This window comes from Mesorhizobium sp. M7A.F.Ca.US.007.01.2.1, assembly GCF_003998165.1.
GTDB classification, from domain to species: Bacteria; Pseudomonadota; Alphaproteobacteria; order Rhizobiales; family Rhizobiaceae; genus Mesorhizobium; species Mesorhizobium ciceri.
Genome location: NZ_RZQP01000114.1, coordinates 1 through 19,393 on the forward strand (window position 1 = coordinate 1; position 19,393 = coordinate 19,393).

19 protein-coding genes and 1 tRNA gene are annotated in these 19,393 nt (G+C 61.8%); 12 read left to right on the forward strand and 8 right to left on the reverse strand.

Features of this window, described 5'->3' with window-relative positions:
• The 11 genes from EN949_RS20240 to EN949_RS20295 form a co-directional block, all read left to right on the forward strand.
• On the forward strand, positions 1–829 hold an 829-nt coding region (locus tag EN949_RS20240; RefSeq protein ID WP_164782519.1), incomplete at its 5' end, for a pyridoxal-dependent decarboxylase.
• Between the two features lie 78 nt (positions 830–907).
• On the forward strand, positions 908–1,675 hold the full coding sequence (locus EN949_RS20245; RefSeq protein WP_013531814.1) for a DeoR/GlpR family DNA-binding transcription regulator: 768 nt from the start codon (positions 908–910) through the stop codon (positions 1,673–1,675).
• Positions 1,676–1,801: 126 nt separating this feature from the next.
• Positions 1,802–3,328 carry a glycerol-3-phosphate dehydrogenase gene (gene glpD, locus EN949_RS20250; RefSeq protein ID WP_127370709.1) on the forward strand — a complete coding sequence of 509 codons (1,527 nt, stop codon included), beginning with the start codon at positions 1,802–1,804 and terminating at the stop codon, positions 3,326–3,328.
• A 42-nt stretch (positions 3,329–3,370) separates the two neighbouring features.
• Positions 3,371–4,450 carry an ABC transporter ATP-binding protein gene (locus EN949_RS20255; protein ID WP_024503497.1) on the forward strand — a complete coding sequence of 360 codons (1,080 nt, stop codon included), beginning with the start codon at positions 3,371–3,373 and terminating at the stop codon, positions 4,448–4,450.
• A 10-nt stretch (positions 4,451–4,460) separates the two neighbouring features.
• Positions 4,461–5,528 carry an ABC transporter ATP-binding protein gene (locus EN949_RS20260; protein WP_013531811.1) on the forward strand — a complete coding sequence of 356 codons (1,068 nt, stop codon included), beginning with the start codon at positions 4,461–4,463 and terminating at the stop codon, positions 5,526–5,528.
• On the forward strand, positions 5,529–6,395 hold the full coding sequence (locus tag EN949_RS20265) for a sugar ABC transporter permease (RefSeq protein ID WP_013531810.1): 867 nt from the start codon (positions 5,529–5,531) through the stop codon (positions 6,393–6,395).
• Between the two features lies 1 nt (position 6,396).
• Complete coding sequence (locus EN949_RS20270) at positions 6,397–7,311, forward strand: carbohydrate ABC transporter permease (protein ID WP_063167946.1); 915 nt, start codon at positions 6,397–6,399, stop codon at positions 7,309–7,311.
• Entirely contained in the window at positions 7,308–7,601 is a 294-nt protein-coding gene (locus EN949_RS20275; RefSeq protein ID WP_024503495.1) for a DUF2160 domain-containing protein, read from the forward strand. Before EN949_RS20270 ends, EN949_RS20275 begins: the two co-directional genes overlap by 4 nt.
• A 79-nt stretch (positions 7,602–7,680) precedes the next feature.
• Positions 7,681–9,408, forward strand: coding sequence for an ABC transporter substrate-binding protein (locus EN949_RS20280; RefSeq protein WP_013531807.1), 1,728 nt, complete (start codon positions 7,681–7,683; stop codon positions 9,406–9,408).
• Positions 9,409–9,608: 200 nt separating this feature from the next.
• Positions 9,609–11,099: a glycerol kinase GlpK gene (gene glpK / locus EN949_RS20290; RefSeq protein ID WP_127367012.1), complete on the forward strand. Its 1,491-nt coding sequence runs from the start codon at positions 9,609–9,611 to the stop codon at positions 11,097–11,099.
• 93 nt (positions 11,100–11,192) lie between these two features.
• Positions 11,193–11,600: a DUF6882 domain-containing protein gene (locus EN949_RS20295; protein WP_245459330.1), complete on the forward strand. Its 408-nt coding sequence runs from the start codon at positions 11,193–11,195 to the stop codon at positions 11,598–11,600.
• An 86-nt stretch (positions 11,601–11,686) separates the two neighbouring features.
• Here EN949_RS20295 and EN949_RS20300 read toward each other — a convergent pair whose 3' ends face one another.
• Positions 11,687–12,172: a BA14K family protein gene (locus EN949_RS20300; RefSeq protein ID WP_127370708.1), complete on the reverse strand. Its 486-nt coding sequence runs from the start codon at positions 12,170–12,172 to the stop codon at positions 11,687–11,689.
• Between the two features lie 255 nt (positions 12,173–12,427).
• On the opposite strand from EN949_RS20300, the gene EN949_RS20305 reads away from it, so the two are divergent.
• A tRNA-Lys gene (locus tag EN949_RS20305) sits at positions 12,428–12,503 on the forward strand.
• Between the two features lie 244 nt (positions 12,504–12,747).
• On the opposite strand, the gene EN949_RS20310 is transcribed toward EN949_RS20305, so the two are convergent.
• The 7 genes from EN949_RS20310 to EN949_RS20340 form a co-directional block, all read right to left on the reverse strand.
• Positions 12,748–13,218 carry a nucleoside deaminase gene (locus EN949_RS20310; protein WP_164768140.1) on the reverse strand — a complete coding sequence of 157 codons (471 nt, stop codon included), beginning with the start codon at positions 13,216–13,218 and terminating at the stop codon, positions 12,748–12,750.
• Positions 13,219–13,347: 129 nt separating this feature from the next.
• Positions 13,348–14,409 carry a sn-glycerol-3-phosphate ABC transporter ATP-binding protein UgpC gene (gene ugpC, locus EN949_RS20315; protein WP_013531803.1) on the reverse strand — a complete coding sequence of 354 codons (1,062 nt, stop codon included), beginning with the start codon at positions 14,407–14,409 and terminating at the stop codon, positions 13,348–13,350.
• A gap of 41 nt (positions 14,410–14,450) precedes the next feature.
• The gene (locus EN949_RS20320; RefSeq protein ID WP_127366088.1) at positions 14,451–15,272 is read right to left on the reverse strand and encodes a carbohydrate ABC transporter permease; all 822 of its coding nucleotides are present in this window, start codon (positions 15,270–15,272) and stop codon (positions 14,451–14,453) included.
• On the reverse strand, positions 15,273–16,211 hold the full coding sequence (locus EN949_RS20325; protein ID WP_013531801.1) for a sugar ABC transporter permease: 939 nt from the start codon (positions 16,209–16,211) through the stop codon (positions 15,273–15,275).
• A complete protein-coding gene (locus tag EN949_RS20330) occupies positions 16,211–17,548 on the reverse strand; it encodes a sugar ABC transporter substrate-binding protein (protein ID WP_064995845.1) in 1,338 nt (445 codons plus the stop codon). The genes EN949_RS20325 and EN949_RS20330 overlap by 1 nt, the downstream gene beginning before the upstream one ends.
• 62 nt (positions 17,549–17,610) lie before the next feature.
• On the reverse strand, positions 17,611–18,270 hold the full coding sequence (locus EN949_RS20335; protein WP_064995846.1) for a GntR family transcriptional regulator: 660 nt from the start codon (positions 18,268–18,270) through the stop codon (positions 17,611–17,613).
• 23 nt (positions 18,271–18,293) lie between these two features.
• Positions 18,294–19,178 (reverse strand): dihydrodipicolinate synthase family protein, encoded by an 885-nt coding sequence (locus tag EN949_RS20340; RefSeq protein WP_127366087.1) that lies wholly within the window; start codon positions 19,176–19,178, stop codon positions 18,294–18,296.
• Positions 19,179–19,393: the final 215 nt, after the last annotated feature.

Consider the following 19,393-nt stretch of genomic DNA (forward strand, 5'->3'; position numbering starts at 1 on the left):
GGACAATCTCGTGCGCATTCCCGTCAGCGGCCGCTTTCGCGCCATGGACACGGCCGCGCTCGAGGCGGCAATCGTCGCCGACCGGGAAGCCGGCATGCTGCCGGCGGGCATCATCGCTTGCGTCGGCGGCACCAGCACTGGCGGCACCGACGACATTGCTGCGGTTGCCGAGGTGGCACGGCGGCATGGGCTTTATCTCCATGTCGATGCCGCCTGGGCGGGATCGGCGATGATCTGTCCGGAATATCGGCATTTCTGGACAGGCGTCGAAGGCGCCGATTCGATCGTTTTCAATCCGCACAAATGGCTGGGCGCTCAGTTCGACTGCTCGATCCAGTTCCTGCGCGACCCTGAAAGCCATGTCAGGACGCTGGCCATCAAGCCGGATTATCTGAAGACGCACGGTCATGACGGCATCATCAACTATTCCGAATGGTCGGTACCGCTCGGGAGGCGATTTCGCGCGTTGAAATTATGGTTCCTGCTGCGCGCCCATGGCCTGGAACGCCTGCGCGCGATGATCCGCAATCATGTCGCGTGGAGCGAAGGGCTGGCGGCGCGGCTGGCAAGGGAGCCGGATTTCGAGATCGTCAGCGAACCGATGCTGTCGTTGTTCTCGTTCCGGCACAAGACCGCAACCGACGGGGACGAGCACAATCTGCGCCTTGTCAATGCGATCAACGACGATGGCCGCATCTACCTGACGCAGACGAAGGTTGATGGACTGATCGCAATCCGGTTCCAGGTCGGACAGTTCGAGGCGACCGCCGCCGATGTCGAAACGGCTTTTGTGGTGATTACTGAAATCGCACGTGGCCTGGGTCGCTGATTTCGTTAGCCGGCTTATGCCTTTTCATCGGTTTCGTTTTCGACTATAGACAAGAAAAACGAAAACGGGAGGTTGCCCATGTATCTGTCGCCGCGCCATGCCGAGATTATCCAGATGGCCAAGGATCACGGCCGCGTGCTGGTCGATGATCTGGCCAACCACTTCAATGTGACGCCGCAGACCATACGCAAGGACCTCAACGATTTGTGCGACCAGCGGCTGCTCTCGCGCATCCATGGCGGCGCGCTGTACCCCTCCGGCATCGAGAACATGGAGTATGAGGCGAGACGCAAGATTGCCGCCGACGAGAAGGAGGCGATCGGCCGTGCGGCAGCCAGGCTGATCCCCGACAACGCCTCGCTGTTCATCAACATCGGCACCACGACCGAGTCAGTCAGCAAGGCGTTGCTCGATCACAACGGTCTCATGGTCATCACCAATAACATCAATGTTGCCAATAGGATGCGGATATATCCGTCGATCGAAGTGGTGATCGCCGGTGGTGTCGTGCGCGGTTCCGATGGCGGTGTGGTCGGCGAGGCGGCGGTCGATTTCATCAGGCAGTTCAAGGTCGATTACGCGGTGATCGGCGCATCCGCCATCGACCATGACGGGGCCTTGCTCGACTTCGATTTTCGCGAGGTCAAGGTGGCGCAGGCGATCATCGCCAATGCAAGGCATGTCATCCTGGTTTCCGACCAGACCAAATTCGAGCGAACCGCACCGGTGCGCATCGGCCATCTGTCGCAGGTCAACACCTTCATCACCGACCGCTGCGATATCCCCTCGGTGCGCAAGATCTGCCAGGAGGCCGAGGTTCAGCTGATCGAGACGTCGCTCGCCTAGGCGGTTTTCAGCTGATATCACGCGCCCGTGATATTTCGTTTGACATTCGTTATCATTTCGAAATAATTCCGACACGGTTTCGTAAAAGCCCAAAAATGGTGCAATGCGAAATCGCTGGAGGAATTTGTGGACGCATCTCCGATCCGTGACATTTTCGTCATAGGCGGCGGCATCAATGGCTGCGGTATCGCCCGCGACGCCGTCGGGCGTGGCTTTTCCGTCTTTCTCGCCGAGATGAACGACCTCGCCAGCGGGACCTCCTCGGGCTCGACCAAATTGATCCATGGCGGCCTGCGCTACCTCGAATTCTACGAATTCCGCCTGGTGCGCGAGGCACTGATGGAGCGCGAGGTTCTGTGGAAGAACGCGCCGCACATCATCTGGCCGATGCGCTTCGTGCTGCCCTATGCCAAGGGCCTGCGCCCGGCCTGGCTGATCAGGCTCGGTCTCTTCCTCTACGACCACATTGGCGGGCGCAAATTGCTGCCGGCGACCCGGACGCTGGACATGGCCAGGGATCCGGCCGGCAAGCCTTTGAAGCCGCTATTCAAGAAGGCCTTCGAATACTCGGATGGCTGGGTCAATGACGCGCGGCTGGTGGCGCTGAACGCACGTGATGCCGCCGACCGCGGCGCGACAGTCCGCACCCGCACGAAAGTGACCGGCGCGCGCCGCGAAAACGGCTTGTGGACGGTCCAGGTCGAGGATCTGCAGACCGGCGAGACCGAGGAGATCAAGGCGCGCCTGCTGGTCAATGCCGCTGGACCCTGGGTCGATCATGTGCTTTCCGGCGTCGTCGGCCTCAACGATGTGCACAATGTCCGCCTCGTGCAGGGCAGCCACATCGTCATCGCCAGGAAGTTCGACGATCCGCGCGCCTATTTCTTCCAGAACAGGGATGGTCGCATCATCTTCGCCATTCCCTACGAAGAAGAGTTCACCTTGATCGGCACCACGGACCAGGATTACCCCGGCGATCCGCATGACGTGAGCATCAGCGACACCGAGATCGACTACCTCTGCGCCGCGGCAAGCGAATATTTCGCTGAAGCCGTCAAGCGTTCGGACATCGTCTGGACCTATTCGGCCGTCCGTCCGCTCTATGATGACGGAGCCTCCAAGGCGCAGGAAGCGACGCGCGACTATGTGCTCAAGGCCGATGGCGGCGAGGGTGCCGCCCCGATCGTCAACGCCTTCGGCGGCAAGATCACCACCTATCGCCGGCTGTCGGAATCGATGCTGGAAAAGATCGAGGGTTTTCTGGGTAAACGCGGCAAGCCGTGGACGGCAAACGCGCCGTTGCCGGGCGGCGATTTCCCGGCCACCGGTTTCGATGCCGAAGTGGCGAAACTGAAGACCGCCTATCCGTTCCTCGACGCGCGCCTGGCTCGCCGGCTGACCCGGCTCTATGGCACCCGCGCAAGGATGCTGCTGGGGCTGGCCAAATCGAACGTCGATCTCGGCCGCAACTTCGGCGCCGATCTCTACGAGGCCGAGGTGCGCTATCTCGTTCAAAACGAATGGGCCGTCACATCGGAAGATGTATTGTGGCGCCGTACCAAGCGCGGTCTGCATCTCAGCCGCGAGCAGGTGGCGGCTCTCGATGAATTCATGCACGGCATAAGCCGGCGCCATGTCGCGGCTGCCGAATGAAGAGGGGTTTGAGCTGATGCGGAAGGCCTGGGAGGAGGCGTCATGCTGGAACTGAGAAACGTCACCAAGACGGTCGGTGCTGTCGCGCATATAAGCGATGTGTCGCTGACGCTCCAGCACGGCTCGCTCAATGTCCTGCTCGGACCGACGCTTTCGGGCAAGACCAGCCTGATGCGGCTGATGGCCGGCCTCGACGTGCCGACCTCCGGTTCGATCTGGTTCGACGGCCAGAATGTCACCGGCGTGCCGGTGCAGAAGCGCAAGATCGCCATGGTCTACCAGCAGTTCATCAACTATCCGGCGATGACCGTCTACGAGAACATCGCCTCGCCGCTCAGGGTGGCGGGAACCGATCAGGCGAAGATCGACAAGGAAGTGCGCCATGCCGCAGCACTTCTCAAGCTGACGCCCTATCTCGACCGCACGCCGCTCAGCCTGTCCGGTGGCCAGCAGCAGCGCACCGCACTGGCGCGCGCCATCGTCAAGAACGCCAGCCTGGTGCTGCTCGACGAACCGCTCGCCAATCTCGACTACAAATTGCGCGAGGAACTGCGCGCCGAATTGCCCAGGATCTTCGCCGCCGCCGGCACCATCTTCGTCTACGCCACGACCGAGCCGCACGAAGCGCTGCTGCTCGGCGGCAACACGGCGACGCTTTCCGAAGGGCGCATCACCCAGTTCGGACCGACCATCGACGTGTTCCGCAAACCGGTCGATCTGGTGACGGCCAAGACTTTCGCCGACCCGCCGCTCAACACCATCGTGCTGGCCAAGAAAGGTGGGGATTTCCTGCTCGAAGGTGGGGTCAAACTGCCGGTGCCCGCCGATCTCGCCGGCATTGCCGATGCCATGTACACGGTCGGTTTTCAGCCGCATCACCTGTCGCTCGATCGGCCCAATGCCGCCGCTGTGCCGGTGCGCGCCAAGGTGACGATCACCGAAATCACCGGCTCGGAAAGCTTCATCCATCTCGATTTCGCGGATGCACGCTGGGTGATGCTGAGCCACGGCATCCGCGACTTCGAACCCGACGCCGAGATCGAGGTGTTCATCGATCCGCGCCACATCATGGTCTTCGACGAGCACGGCCGTGCCGTGGCCGCGCCGAAGCTGGCGGCTTGAGGGGAAAGATATGGCACGCATAGACGTCAACCATGTCAGGCATTCCTATCTGCCGAACCCTCGGAAGGATGCCGATTTCGCGCTCAGGGAAGTGCACCACACCTTCGAGGACGGCGGCGCCTATGCGCTGCTCGGGCCATCGGGCTGCGGCAAGACCACGCTGCTCAACATCATTTCGGGATTGCTGCACCCGTCGCACGGTCAGTTGCTGTTCAACGGCAAGGACGTGACCAATTTGTCGACGCAGGAGCGCAATATCGCGCAGGTGTTCCAGTTCCCGGTCATCTACGACACCATGACCGTCTACGACAATCTGGCCTTCCCGCTGCGCAATCGCGGCGTGCCGGAAGCCGATGTCGACCGCAAGGTGCGCGAGACGCTGGAGATGATCGACCTGGCGTCCTGGGCGAAGAAGAAGGCGAGGGGCCTGACCGCCGACCAGAAGCAGAAGATCTCGCTCGGCCGCGGGCTGGTGCGCTCCGACGTCAACGCCATCCTGTTCGACGAGCCGCTGACCGTCATCGACCCGCATATGAAATGGGTGCTGCGCTCGCAGCTGAAGCAGCTGCACCGCCGCTTCGGCTACACCATGGTCTATGTGACCCACGACCAGACCGAGGCGCTGACCTTCGCCGACCAGGTCGTGGTCATGTATGACGGCGGCATCGTCCAGATCGGCACGCCGGCCGAACTGTTCGAACGGCCACGCCATACCTTTGTCGGTTATTTCATCGGCTCGCCCGGCATGAACGTCATGCCGGTGGCCATCGACGGCAAGACGGCGACGCTCGGCTCGCAGCGCATCGAACTGCCGGGCGCGCCAAAAGCGGGCAGCGGCGCCATCGAACTCGGCATCCGTCCCGAATATGTCCGGCTTGGCCGCGACGGCATGGCCGTGCAGGTCAGCAAGGTCGAGGATCTCGGCCGCCACAAGGTGGTCCGCGCCAAGCTCGAAGGCCGCGAGATTGCGGCCGTCATCGGCGAGGACGAGACCGTGCCGGCCGATCCGAAGGTGCGGTTCGAGCCGGCCGGCATCAACATCTATGCCGATTCCTGGCGCGTCGAGATGGGGGCATAGATGGAAAAGACCTGGAACAACAAGGCCTGGTTCCTGGTGCTGCCGGTGCTGGTGCTGGTGGCGTTCTCGGCGGTCATCCCGCTGATGACCGTCGTCAACTATTCGGTGCAGGACACGTTCGGCAACAACGTCTTCTTCTGGGCCGGCACCGAGTGGTTCGAGGAACTGCTGTCTTCCAGCCGTTTCTGGGAAGCGATGGTCCGCAACCTGATCTTCTCCTTCATCATCCTGGCCATCGAAGTGCCGCTCGGCATCTTCATTGCGCTCAACATGCCGAAAAAGGGGTGGGGCGTGCCGGTCTGCCTGGTCCTGATGGCGCTGCCGCTGCTGATTCCGTGGAACGTCGTCGGCACCATCTGGCAGGTCTTCGGCCGCAACGACATCGGCCTGCTCGGCTACTACGTCAACGCGCTCGGCATCGACTACAACTATGTGCAGGACCCGTTCGATGCCTGGGTCACCGTCATCATCATGGATGTCTGGCACTGGACCAGCCTCGTTGTGCTGCTCTGCTATGCCGGCCTGGTCTCCATTCCGGATGCCTTCTATCAGGCGGCCAAGATCGATGGCGCCTCGCGCTGGGCGGTGTTCCGCTACATCCAGCTGCCGAAGATGAACAGGGTGCTGCTGATCGCCGTGCTGCTTCGCTTCATGGACTCATTCATGATCTATACCGAACCCTTCGTGGTGACGGGCGGCGGTCCCGGCAACTCGACGACATTCCTGTCGATCGACCTCGTCAAGACCGCGCTCGGCCAGTTCGACCTCGGTCCGGCCGCAGCCATGTCGCTGGTCTACTTCCTCATCGTCCTTCTGCTGTCATGGGTCTTCTACACCGTGATGACCAACTACGACGCGGAGCGCTGAGATGACCGGCGCCAACGAAAGAGCCGATAGAGTGAGCGAGACCACAGCAGCGGGCAAACTGGCGAGCACACTGTCGCAGGATCAGGTCGCCCGGCTGATGCGCAAACGCGGCGAGGAATCGCGCTGGTGGTGGATCGTGCCGACGGTCTACATCGTCGTGCTTTTGCTGCCGATCTACTGGCTCATCAACATGAGCTTCAAGACCAATGCCGAGATCGTCTCCTCGCTGACGCTCTATCCGCACCAGCCGACGCTCGCCAACTACGTCACCATCTTCACCGACGCCTCCTGGTACTCGGGCTACATCAACTCGATCACCTATGTGGTGATGAATATGGTGATTTCGGTGGCTGCCGCGCTGCCGGCAGCCTACGCCTTCTCGCGCTACCGCTTCCTCGGCGACAAGCACCTGTTCTTTTGGCTGCTGACCAACCGCATGGCGCCGCCGGCGGTGTTCGCGCTGCCGTTCTTCCAGCTCTATTCGGCCTTCGGCCTGATCGACACGCACATTGCGGTGGCGCTGGCGCACTGCCTGTTCAACGTGCCGCTGGCGGTGTGGATCCTCGAAGGCTTCATGTCGGGTGTGCCGAAGGAAATCGACGAAACCGCCTATATCGACGGCTATTCGTTCCCGCGCTTCTTCGTCAGAATCTTCATGCCCCTGATCGCCAGCGGCATCGGCGTGGCCTGCTTCTTCTGCTTCATGTTCTCGTGGGTGGAACTGCTTATCGCCCGTACGCTGACCACCACCGACGCCAAGCCGATCGCCGCCACCATGACCCGCACGGTTTCGGCCGCTGGCATGGACTGGGGCCTGCTCGCCGCCGCCGGCGTGCTGACGTTGATCCCCGGCGCGCTCGTCATTTGGTTTGTGCGCAATTATATCGCCAAGGGCTTCGCCCTGGGGAGGGTTTGACGATGAATTTCGACCTCACCTGGATGGCGTGGACGTGGCCGACGGCGGCCTTTTTCGGGACCATCCTTCTGCTGCTGTGCGGCATGGCGGCTTGGGAATACGCTTCGCCGGGCGGCAATCCGCGCGTCGGCGTGCTGCGCTTCGAGACAACGCGCGGCGACCGTCTTTTCCTGTCGCTGCTTGGCAGCGCTTTTATCCATCTCGCTTGGTTGGGTCTTGTCGGATCCAACCTGTGGTGGGCTCTCGCTCTCTCCGTGGTCTACGCCATTGGCGTGTTCCGCTACGTATAGAGGGGGAAACTGTTGGAGCGACCGCGTGCCGGCGGCCGCTCCAGATCGCACTTGAACCTTAAAACTGTGGAGGAAACACATGCGAAGGCAATTTTTAACATCAACGACGGCCCTTGTCCTGTTGCTGGGCGTGGGCAATGCCTATGCCGGGATGGACGAGGCAAAGGCTTTCCTGGACAAGGAAATCGGCCCGCTCTCGACGCTCGACCGCGCTGGCCAGGAAGCCGAAATGCAGTGGTTCATCGATGCCGCGAAGCCTTTCGCCGGCATGGACATCAAGGTCGTTTCGGAAACCATCGCCACGCACCAGTATGAATCGCAGGTGCTGGCGCCGGCCTTTACCGCCATCACCGGCATCAAGATCACGCATGACGTCATCCAGGAAGGCGACGTCGTCGAGAAGATCCAGACCCAGATGCAGACGGGCCAGAACCTTTATGACGGCTGGGTCAACGATTCCGACCTGATCGGCACCCACTGGCGCTACCAGCAGGTGCGCAATTTGACCGACTGGATGGCGGGCGAGGGCAAGGATGTCACCAACCCGAACCTCGACCTGAAGGATTTTATCGGCACCTCGTTCACGACCGCTCCGGACAAGAAGCTCTATCAGCTTCCCGACCAGCAGTTCGCGAACCTCTACTGGTTCCGTTACGACTGGTTCAACGACGAGAAGAACAAGGCGGACTTCAAGGCCAAGTACGGCTACGACCTTGGCGTTCCCGTCAACTGGTCTGCCTATGAGGACATCGCCGAGTTCTTCACCGGCCGCGAGATCGACGGCAAGAAGGTCTATGGCCACATGGACTACGGCAAGAAGGACCCGTCGCTCGGCTGGCGGTTCACCGACGCCTGGCTGTCGATGGCCGGCAATGGCGACAAGGGCCTGCCGAACGGTCTGCCGGTCGATGAGTGGGGCATCAAGGTCGACGAGAATTCGCGTCCGGTCGGCTCCTGCACGGCGCGCGGCGGCGACACCAATGGCCCGGCCGCCGTCTACTCGATCCAGAAATACCTCGACTGGCTGAAGGCCTACGCTCCGGCGGAAGCCCAGGGCATGACCTTCTCCGAATCCGGCCCGGTTCCGGCGCAGGGCGCGGTTGCCCAGCAGATCTTCTGGTACACCGCCTTCACCGCTTCGATGGTCGATGCCGGCGCCAAGGCGGTGCTGAACGACGACGGTACGCCCAAGTGGCGCATGGCGCCGTCGCCGCATGGTGTCTACTGGAAGGATGGCATGAAGCTCGGCTATCAGGATGTCGGCTCCTGGACGCTGATGAAGTCGACCCCGACCGACCGCGCCAAGGCCGCCTGGCTCTACGCGCAGTTCGTCACCTCGAAGACTGTCGACGTGAAGAAAAGCCATGTCGGCCTGACCTTCATCCGCGAGAGCACGATCCACGACAAGAGCTTCACCGAGCGGGCTCCGAAGCTCGGCGGCCTGATCGAGTTCTACCGTTCGCCGGCCCGCGTCCAGTGGTCGCCGACCGGCACCAACGTGCCTGATTATCCAAAGCTGGCACAGCTCTGGTGGCAGGCGATCGGCGATGCGTCGTCGGGCGCCAAGACCGCGCAGGAAGCGATGGACTCGCTCTGCGGCGAACAGGAAAAGGTCATGAGCCGCATCGAGAAGTCGGGCGTTCAGGGCGATATCGGCCCGAAGATGGCCGAAGAGCATGACCTCGCCTACTGGAACGCCGACGCGGTCAAGAAGGGCAATCTCGCTCCTCAGTTGAAGATCGAGAACGAGAAGGAAAAGCCGATCACCATCAACTACGACGAATTGGTGAAGAGCTGGCAGAAGTAGCCTTGGTGTCGGCGCTCGCGCCAGCATCACGAGAATAGGGGGAGGCGGCATCTTGCCGTCTCCCCTGTTTGTGTAAAAGACTAAAGCGCGTCGCGCTGAGACGGATTCATGCAACGCGCTTTAGGTCTTTGTTTTTGTGCATGTCGTTCTCCCAAAACCGAGGTCATTTTTGGGCGACATGCATTAAGCGGGGAAGCAGAATGACCGGATACATCCTTGCCATCGACCAGGGCACGACTTCGACCCGGGCGATCCTGTTCGACGGCGATATGAAGGTTGCCGGCAGCGGGCAGAAGGAATTCGCCCAGCACTATCCGGCCTCCGGCTGGGTCGAGCACGATCCCGAAGACATCTGGGCGAGCGTGGTGACGACCGTGAAGGCGGCGCTGAAGAATGCCGGCCGGGCTGCTTCCGAGGTGGCCGCGCTCGGCATCACCAATCAGCGCGAGACCATCGTCATCTGGGACAAGGCGACCGGCAAGCCGATCCACAATGCCATTGTCTGGCAGGACCGGCGCACCACGCCGCTGTGCCAGAAACTGAAGAAGCAGGGACTGGAGAAAAAGTTCACCAAAAAAACCGGCCTGCTGCTTGATCCGTATTTTTCCGGTACCAAGATCGCCTGGATGCTGGACAAGGTAAAAGGCGCGCGGCGTCGTGCCGAGAAGGGCGAGTTGCTCGCCGGCACCATCGACAGCTTTCTGATCTGGCGGCTGACCGGCGGCAAGGTCCACGCCACGGATGCCACCAACGCGTCGCGCACGCTGGTCTACAATATCGAGAAAAATGCCTGGGACAACGAACTACTGTCGATACTGAACATCCCGGCGAAAATGCTACCCGAGGTAAAGGACTGCGCCGATGACTATGGAATCACGGAGAAAAATCTCTTCGGCGCCGAGATAAGAATCCTCGGTGTTGCCGGCGACCAGCATGCGGCGACCATCGGCCAGGCCTGTTTCGAGCCGGGCATGATGAAATCCACCTACGGCACGGGCTGCTTTGCGCTGCTCAACACCGGCAGCGACCTTGTGCGTTCGAAGAACCGGCTCTTGACCACTATTGCCTACAGGCTGAACGGCAAGACCACTTATGCGCTGGAGGGCTCGATCTTCATTGCCGGCGCCGCGGTCCAATGGCTGCGCGACGGCATCAAGGTGATCGGCAAGGCCGAGCAAAGCGGCAAGCTGGCTGCCGAGGCTGATCCAACGCAAAACGTCTATCTGGTGCCGGCCTTCGTCGGGCTCGGCGCGCCGCATTGGGACGCCGAGGCACGCGGCGCCATTTTCGGGCTGACGCGCAATTCCGGGCCGGCGGAATTCGCCCGCGCCGCACTCGAATCCGTCGCCTACCAGACGCGCGACCTGCTCGACGCCATGCGTAAGGACTGGAAGGGAGCTTCGGCCAAGACCGTGCTGCGGGTCGACGGCGGCATGGTTGCGTCGGACTGGACCATGCAGAGGCTGGCCGACATCCTCGACGCGCCGGTCGACCGTCCGACCATCCTGGAGACGACGGCGCTGGGTGCCGCGTGGCTCGCCGGGTCGAAGGCAGGCGTGTGGCCGGATGCCAAGAAATTCGCGAAGAGCTGGGCGCTGGAGCGGAGGTTCCAGCCGGCCATGGATGGCTCCGCGCGCGCAGCCAAACTTGCTGGTTGGCGCGATGCTGTGCGCCGGACGCTCAGCGTGTAGTGAGCAGCCATCAGGGTGAGGGGAGAATGAAGCCAGACTGGTATCCTGCTTGGCGCGGCGGCCGTTGAGCAACTGCATGCCAAGAATGACCGCTTGCATAGAGATTTTCGCCTCGGCAGTTGGTCACGCTATGACTATGACCTCACGGCCGGAAAGCTTCTGTTCTCGGATGAAGGAGGCGTCAAGATCGTCACTGAGATCCAGATTGCAGGCTCCACGAGCGCCAAGGCCAGCAATTGGCTGTGGGCTTGGGCAAATTCGAATTTGCCCAGCGAGCTTCTCAGCGACGCCAAGCTGGTTCGCTCCTTCGGCGAGAAGAACAGCATAGATGAGTTGGCCCAGGCCTATGTGCCCAACGCCGGCAATGACCTGGAAGCGCTGGGTTGGGAATTGACGGGAACAATGGTTCGAATTTGCCATGCTCTCGGTGCGTATCGCTCACCGCGTGGTGAGGGTGGAGCGCTCTATTTGATTTTCAAAAGTATCAACTGGGCGAACTGACCAGCACTCTCGCGCCTGGGCACGTCGAAAAATGGCCCGCGCCGTTGCCGGCGCAGGCCATTTTTACTCGGTACTCACACTTCGGATCAGTAAGGCGAGCGGCACTCCCTGCGAGGGCCGTAATTCGGCTGGAACGTGTTGTCCGAAGCACGGTAGCTGCGATAGTGGTCGTAGCACCACTGGACGTGGGCGTTGCCCCCGTAGACGCGGTTGTTTTCGTTGTTGATGATTGCCCCGGTAATCAGCGCGCCGGTAGCGAAGGCCGCAAGCGGGAACCAATAATCGCCGTGACGACGGTAGCCGGGGCGATATTCACGATAGCCCCGATGGCCGTTCCAATACGCGCCGCGATTGCGGGAAAAATTGCGGTCACGCGAAAAACTGCGGTCACGCGAAAAATTGCGATTGTAGCGGTCCTTGCGCCACTCCCGGTACTGGACTGTCTGTACATCCGGCACCGCGACCTGGGACTGCGGCACATAGTTCGGTTGGGCATTAACCGACACCGCCTCCGCCGCAACGAATGTGGCGGAGAGAGCGGTCGCCAGCAGGCTCGTTGTGATTCTGTTCATTGGTCTTCTCCTCGATGGTTTGGCGGACGTCCCTGTGCCCGAAAAACGAGCGGCGCATACAATTGTTCCCCAGACTGGATGCCACCGTCAGGCATAAATGGCAGCGTTCCTTGGCCGTTCTCCCCCGACAGCGCGTGGGACAATTGCCGCGACAGGGCGAAGCCGCCCGTGTTGCGAGACCTCTTTTTCCGGTTGACCGGTCGAGGCACTCTCCCTATGTTCCGCGCAATTTCGAGGGCCGCCTTTCGCCCGCGGGAGCGCGTAGCTCAGCCGGTAGAGCAACTGACTTTTAATCAGTAGGTCATGGGTTCGAATCCCATCGCGCTCACCATTGTTTTAGCGTTAAATATCAGCCACTTAGGGCCTTTGAGTCTTTGAGAAAGCAGCGACTGTCCGAGTTTTCACGGCCTGCACGCCCTTCTCAAGGATCTCGCCACGGGCAACGCATGACAAGATCGTCCGACTTCGGATCGTTGATTCTACAAGTCTTTGATTTTGTTGAACGGCGGCGGCTCCCACCGCGATCCGACAGTCACTGCTGCCATTGATCGACCTTACCGGCCGGGACGAAGCCGTCAGCGCTTCCAGAAATCGCGGTGCGGTGCGAGCATCTCGTCGGCGATGTCGGCGAAGGGGCCAAAGACCTCGATCTTTTTCTGGCCGGAGCCGAGGACGGTGCGCGAAGAGAGGCTCATCGTAGGATTCTCCGCGTGATCCCCGGTGAGCGCCAGGAGCTCGGTCTCCTCTACCCCGTAAACCAGCCGCCCGATATTGGCCCAATACATCGTGCCGGCGCACATCGCGCACGGCTCGAAGGTTGAGACCAGCGTGCATTGCCACAGGAACTCCGGCTCGTAGGCAGCCGCGGCGCGCCGGGCGAGCTCCGTCTCGGCATGGCGCACCGTGTCGAGATTGCCCTGCCGCATCAGCACGCGGTCATCCGGCCCGACCAGAACGCAACCAAAGGGATGATGCCCATGTGCCGCCGCCTCGCGCGCGACCGCGTCGGCGGATCGAAGGTGGGCGAGCATCTGATCGCGTGTCATGGCAAAACCCCGGGACGCCGACATCCACCCGATGAGCGGCTCTTTGATCCGAGATTGCTGCCAAGCGATGCGAGTGGCAAGAGCGAACCGTGGCTTGAGACCTTTGCGCCGGGATATCAGACCTTTGCGCTAGAATCGCCGACCGGTCTTGGCGTCGAACAGATGAGCACAGGCGCGGTCGATCTCGATGCGCATCTGCGCGCCTTGCTTCAGCGCAAGCCGCTCCCGGAACAGGCAGGAGATTTCCTCGCCGGCGCAGTCGACCCTGGCGAAGATTTCCGAACCCGTGGCTTCCAGAAGCACGATCGTGCCGGCAATACCCTGGGAAATCGTTGCTCGGATATGTTCGGGACGGATGCCGTAGATGAGTTCACCCACGGGAATTTTTGCCAGGTTGATGCCTTCCGGCAGCGGCAGGGTCAGCCCACTGGCGCTGCGGAAAACGCCTTCCTCGACGCGGCCGGCAATGAAGTTCATGGCCGGCGAGCCAATGAAGCCGGCAACGAACAGATTGGCCGGACGGTCATAGAGGTCGAGCGGCGCACCGATCTGCTCGACAAGGCCGTCATGCAGCACGACGATCTTGTCGGCCATGGTCATGGCCTCGATCTGATCATGCGTGACGTAAATGGTGGTGGTGCCCAGCCGCTGGTGCAACGCCTTGATCTCGCCGCGCATCTGGACGCGCAATTTGGCGTCGAGATTGCTGAGCGGCTCGTCGAACAGGAAGACTTGCGGGTCGCGCACGATGGCGCGGCCCATGGCGACGCGCTGGCGCTGGCCGCCGGAGAGCTGGCGCGGATAGCGGTCGAGCAGCTTGTCGAGGCCCAGGATGCTGGCGGCCCTGCCGACGCGGCTTGCGGTGTCGGCCGGATCGGCTTTCTTGATCTTGAGGGCAAAGCCCATATTGTCGGCCACCGTCATGTGCGGATAGAGCGCGTAGTTCTGGAACACCATGGCGATGTTCCGGTCGCGCGCCCGCAGATTGTTGACGGTGCGATCGCCAATGGCGATCCTGCCGCCCGAGATCGTTTCAAGTCCGGCAATCATGCGCAGCAGCGTCGACTTCCCGCAGCCCGACGGGCCGACCAGGATGACGAACTCGCCGTCAGCGATATCGACGCTGACATCGTGGATAATCCTGGCCGTTCCGAAAGCCTTTTGCACGTTGTTGATTGTGACCGATGCCATTGGGTTTTCCTCGAAAAAGAGTGCGATGCCGTAGCGTGCCTTCAGCCGCCCTTGACGGCGCCCGCGGTCAGTCCGGCGACGATCTGCCTTTGTGCGAACATGGTCAGGACCAGTACCGGCAGTGTCACCACCAGGGCCGCGGCGGCGAGCGGCCCCCAGCTCACTTGCTCGTAGGAGAGCATGTTGTAGACGGCGACCGGCAGCGTGCGCGTCTCACGGCTGGCGAGCACCACGCCGAAGACGAAATTGTTCCATGAGAAGATGACGGACAGGATAAAGGCGACCACTATGCCCGGCTTGGCGATGGGCAAGGCGACCAGCCGGAACACCTGCCAGGAACTGGCGCCGTCGATGTTGGCGGCCTCTTCCAGTTCCATCGGGGTGGTCTCGAAATAGCCGATCATCACCCAGACGACGATCGGCACGGTCACCACCAGATGGATGATGATCTGCGGCCACAGCGTGCCGAGAATGCCGACCCATTGGAACAGCAGGAACAGCGGGATGAGATAGGAAAGCCCCGGCGTCATGCGGGCGATCATGATGACCACCGCCGATCGCTCGGCCTTGAGCCGCGCGATGCCATAGCCGGCCGGCACGCCGATCAGCAGCGCCAAAAGCGTCGCCGTGCCGGTCACCAGAACCGAATTCCAGAGATAGAGCAGGAAATTGTTCTCCTCGAACACTTTTGCATAGTTCGACCAGGCGAGATGTTCGGGGATCAGGATCGGCGGAAAGGCGCCGTTGTCGATCTCGAATTTCAGCGACAGCGAGATCATCCAGAGGAAGAACAGGATCGCCGGCGAGACGAAGACCAGGGCCGCGAAGAACAGCCCGATCCGGTTGAGCAGTCGTGAACTCATCTATTTGCCCTCCACGCCGATCCACTGCGAGCGCTGGCGCAACATCAGGAGGATGAAGGACAGGGCGACGATGACGATGAAGAACACCACGGCCATGGCCGAGCCATAGCCGATGTCGTAGTAGGAGAAGGCGGTGTTGTAGAGATAGATGTTGATGGTCTCCGAGGCCGTGCCCGGCCCGCCCTGGGTCATCGCGTAGATGATGTCGAAACTCTTCAGTGCGTCGATGGTGCGGATGATCACCGCGATCATCAGGAACGGCGCGATCATCGGCAAGGTGAGATAGCGGAATTGCTGCCAGGCATTGGCGCCGTCGATTTCGGCGCTTTCGAACGGCTCGCGCGGCACGGACGCCAGGCCGCCGAGCACGATCAGCATCACCAGCGGCGTCCACTGCCAGGTCTCGACCGCAACCAGCGACGGGATGACCGTGTTGGCGTTGAAGATCCATTCCTGCGCCGGAATGCCGACCAGCGACAGAAGATAGTTGAGGACGCCGAGCTGGGGGTGGAACATCATCGTCCAGACCAGCGCCACGGCGACGGGCGTTGCCATCATAGGCATCACGAAGACGCCGCGCAGCAGGCCACGCAGCGGAAACCTGGCGTCGAAGATCAGGGCGGCGATGGTGCCGAGCAACATCGGCGCGGCAACCGAAAGGAAGGTGTAGCTCAACGTATGGAGAAGCGATTCCCAGAAGCGTTGGTCGTACGCCAGCCGCAGATAATTCTCCATCCCGGCAAAGCTTCGCGACTGGCCGAGCGTCCAGCGGTTGACGCTCATCCACAGCGTGAAGGCCCAGGGAAAGACGATCACGGCGCCGACGACGACGAGCGCCGGAACGACGAAAGGCCAGTAGTTGGGAGCCAGCCGGATCGTCTGGCTCCCTTCGATGGCTTGCGTCGTCACCCCGGTGCGTTCTGGGGTGGTGGCGGACATCAGCCTTGCTCGCTCCTGTCGAGGACCGGCTGGAATTGGTCGGTAGCCTTCTTCAACTCCTCGGCGGGATCGGCGCCGGCGATCAAATTGGTCAGCGCCACGCCGTAGATGTCGCGGAACTCTGTGACCGGGATGATGACCGGCAGCGACAGCCGGCTGACATTGCCGGAGCCGACCACCGCATCGAGCCAGCTTGCCGGCATTGTGACGCCTTCGCGCACCTTTGGATCTTCGAGCACCGATTTGCGGAACGGTACGCCGGCGCCTGCCTGCAGCAGGCGCGCGCCCATGACCGGCGACACGGCCCACTGGCAGAACAGATAGGCGGCCTCCTTCTTCTCGCTGGTGGCCGTCACGCCGATACCGTCGCCGAAGGTGCCAGCCGCGTGCGCCTTGGGACCCTTGGGCATGACGCCATAGCCGACCTTGCCGACCACCCGCGATTTTTCCGGATTTTCCATCGGCGGGGCAAAGCCGACGCCATCGAACCACATGCCGATCTTGCCTTGCAGGAAGGCGGACTGCGCTTCGGCCCAGTTGAAGCCAGTGACGCCTGGAGGCGCGGATTTGGTCATCAGCCGCTGGTAGAGGCTGGCGGCCTCGATCGCCTCGGGCGACGTCGTGCGCAGCTTGCCCTGAGCGTCGAGTGGCGTCATGTCGTAGCCGAGCATGAGCGATGTCCACACCGGCGTGTTGGCGTTCTTGATGCCGCGGGCGACGAAACCGTAAGTATTGGTCGACGGGTCGGTCAGCGCCTCGGCCGCGGCCACCAGCTGCTCGAAGGTTTCGGGATATTTGAGGCCCTTGGCCTCGAACAACTCCTTGTTCCAGTAAACGATCCAGTAGTCGACCGAGAAGGGCAGCGAGCGCAGCACGCCCTGACCGTCCTTGGCGAACAGCATGCCGGCGTCGGCGAAATCGTTTTCGACCAGACCCGGATCAGTAAGGGTGGGGTCGGCGAGATAGCCTGATATGTCGGCAAGCCAGCCGCCTTTTTCGAACTGCCGCTTCTGCACATGGTAGCTCAGATGCACGACGTCGAAGCTCGGCTTGCCGGAGCTCAATTCGATCACCGTCTTCTGGCGCTGCTGCTGCTCAGGCGTTGCCTCGGCATTGACCTTGATCCCGGTCAACTCCTCGAACTCGGCGAGATATTTTATCAGGGTGTCGCTGCGCGGGCTTTTCACCAGATTGACGTCGAGCGTCGTGCCGGCAAAGCGCTTCCAGTCGACGGCCGCGGCAAAGCCTGGGCGAACACCCACAAGGCCGGCGGCGGCAAGTGCCGCGGTTCCCTGGAGGAGTTGCCTCCTGGTTGGGTTGAACAGATTGGACGACATTTCTTCCTCCCGGTTGCTGTCGTTGTCGAATGCGTCGCGACCGCGACGCGGCTCATGCTTCCTCAGATTTGCAGCGCCAGCCGGCGCGCCTTGTCGATGTGCAGGCTGATCGCCTCGACCGCCTTCTGCGGGTCGCGGCTTTCCATGGCTTCGATGACCGCAAGGTGCTCACGCATGACCGGCACGACGCGCCCGTCGATGCGGAAGCGCTCCTGATGGATCAGCCGGATCTTCACCGAGTTGACCAGATAGGCCTTGGCGATGATCTCGTTGCCCAGCGCATCGATGAAAGTGTCGTGCATCGCCCAGTCGATGCTCTGCGCCCTGGCTTCCATTTCCGGCGTCGGCGCCTGCGAAAGGGCTTGAGCCAGCATCTCCTCGTGTTCGCGCCGCAGGCGGGCAAGTTCGTCATCGGAAGCGCTGGCGGTGAACAGCGCCACCGCTTCGCGTTCCATGAACAGGCGGAACTGAAAAGCCTCGCGGATCAGGCTGATGTCGATATGGGCGATCTGCATGCCGCGCTGCGGGATCGTCGTCAGAAGCCCTTCGGCCTCGAGACGCGGCACGATTTCGCGAATGGCGCCGAGCGGCAGCCCGGTGAAGGCAACCAGTTCGCGCTGCGATACGAACTGGCCCGGCAGCAGATCGCGGGCCAGCAAATGCCGCGTGAAGCTGGCATAGGCTTTTTCCCTAAGCGTGGTCGGCTCGCTGCCGTCTTCCATTTCAGCGCGTATCCCTTTGCCGGTCAGGCTGATTCCCTGGCAAACAGCCCATCATAGGCGTCAGCCAGCTGTTGTCGCCCCTGCGAACCGATCGGCTCCAGCGGCGGACGGACCGCCAGCCAGCGGTCGTCGCCGGTCTTGCGCGCCACCATGACCTTCACCGCCGGCGTTACCGGGTGTTTGAGCAATTCGAGCACGAAACGCTCGACGCGTGTGTCGTCGCGCCCGTCCTCGGCCATGGCCCGGATTTCGCTGGTAACGAAATTGGCCATGCCGGAGATTGCGCCTTGAGCACCAATTCGCACGGCTCGTGCCAGATGCCGCTCGTCACCGATCAAGATCACCAGATCGCCATGGGCGCCGAGCAGCGCCTCGCTGTAGTCCCAATCCCCGCCGGAATCCTTGACCCCCGCAATGACATCCGGAAAAGCCGTACGCAATCGGCCGATCAGGTCAAGCGAGAGCTGCACCATGGTGACCGACGGAATGTTGTAGAGCAGAACGCCACGGGCGAGGGGACCGAGCACGGCAAAGACAGTGGAAAACCAGCCGAAAAGACCATCGTCGCCGACATTCTTGAAGTAGCTCGGCGGCGCCAGCAGAATGTTGCGGGCGCCGCGCTGCAAGGCATGCCGGGCCTGCTCAGCGGCGTCTTCGGCCGCATCGACCAGCACGCCGGCAACAAGCTGATGCGGCAGGATGCCGGCAGCCAGCATGGCTGCGGTCACCGACCGCCGCTCCCCGGTGCCAACCGATGCGCCTTCGCCGGTGGTGCCAAAAAGCGTAACACTAGTGCACCCCTCCGCCAGGCAACGCTTGGCCTGGGCGACCATGAGGGCGGTGGCGATCTGCCCGGAGGCATCGAAAGGCGTGGCGAGGGCGGCCGAAAGGCCAAAACGTGATGTCACCGGGGGTCTCCGAAAAGAAGTTCGAAGGCAGTGATATCTCACTAACATGTCAGTTGTAAATCTGGTTGGTGCGAATTTTGTGGTGAGGCGCTTACATGCTGGCCTGTGACGCGATCGGCCTGTCGAGCTAGGAAGCGCGGTAGAGCTCCTGGTTTCTTACTCACGTCTACTTCACCAGAATTGCCGAATTTCGGAGCGGAGGTTCTGTGCCTGAG

What these genes read in the sequence shown, in the direction of transcription:
- EN949_RS20330 (WP_064995845.1), bottom strand. Translation starts at nt 17,548, where the DNA reads ATGTCGTCCAATCTGTTCAACCCAACCAGGAGGCAACTCCTCCAGGGA.
- EN949_RS20265 (WP_013531810.1), top strand. Translation starts at nt 5,529, where the DNA reads ATGGAAAAGACCTGGAACAACAAGGCCTGGTTCCTGGTGCTGCCGGTG.
- EN949_RS20270 (WP_063167946.1), top strand. Translation starts at nt 6,397, where the DNA reads ATGACCGGCGCCAACGAAAGAGCCGATAGAGTGAGCGAGACCACAGCA.
- EN949_RS20255 (WP_024503497.1), top strand. Translation starts at nt 3,371, where the DNA reads ATGCTGGAACTGAGAAACGTCACCAAGACGGTCGGTGCTGTCGCGCAT.
- EN949_RS20325 (WP_013531801.1), bottom strand. Translation starts at nt 16,211, where the DNA reads ATGTCCGCCACCACCCCAGAACGCACCGGGGTGACGACGCAAGCCATC.
- EN949_RS20310 (WP_164768140.1), bottom strand. Translation starts at nt 13,218, where the DNA reads ATGACACGCGATCAGATGCTCGCCCACCTTCGATCCGCCGACGCGGTC.
- EN949_RS20335 (WP_064995846.1), bottom strand. Translation starts at nt 18,270, where the DNA reads ATGGAAGACGGCAGCGAGCCGACCACGCTTAGGGAAAAAGCCTATGCC.
- EN949_RS20245 (WP_013531814.1), top strand. Translation starts at nt 908, where the DNA reads ATGTATCTGTCGCCGCGCCATGCCGAGATTATCCAGATGGCCAAGGAT.
- EN949_RS20320 (WP_127366088.1), bottom strand. Translation starts at nt 15,272, where the DNA reads ATGAGTTCACGACTGCTCAACCGGATCGGGCTGTTCTTCGCGGCCCTG.
- EN949_RS20260 (WP_013531811.1), top strand. Translation starts at nt 4,461, where the DNA reads ATGGCACGCATAGACGTCAACCATGTCAGGCATTCCTATCTGCCGAAC.
- EN949_RS20300 (WP_127370708.1), bottom strand. Translation starts at nt 12,172, where the DNA reads ATGAACAGAATCACAACGAGCCTGCTGGCGACCGCTCTCTCCGCCACA.
- EN949_RS20280 (WP_013531807.1), top strand. Translation starts at nt 7,681, where the DNA reads ATGCGAAGGCAATTTTTAACATCAACGACGGCCCTTGTCCTGTTGCTG.
- ugpC (WP_013531803.1), bottom strand. Translation starts at nt 14,409, where the DNA reads ATGGCATCGGTCACAATCAACAACGTGCAAAAGGCTTTCGGAACGGCC.
- glpK (WP_127367012.1), top strand. Translation starts at nt 9,609, where the DNA reads ATGACCGGATACATCCTTGCCATCGACCAGGGCACGACTTCGACCCGG.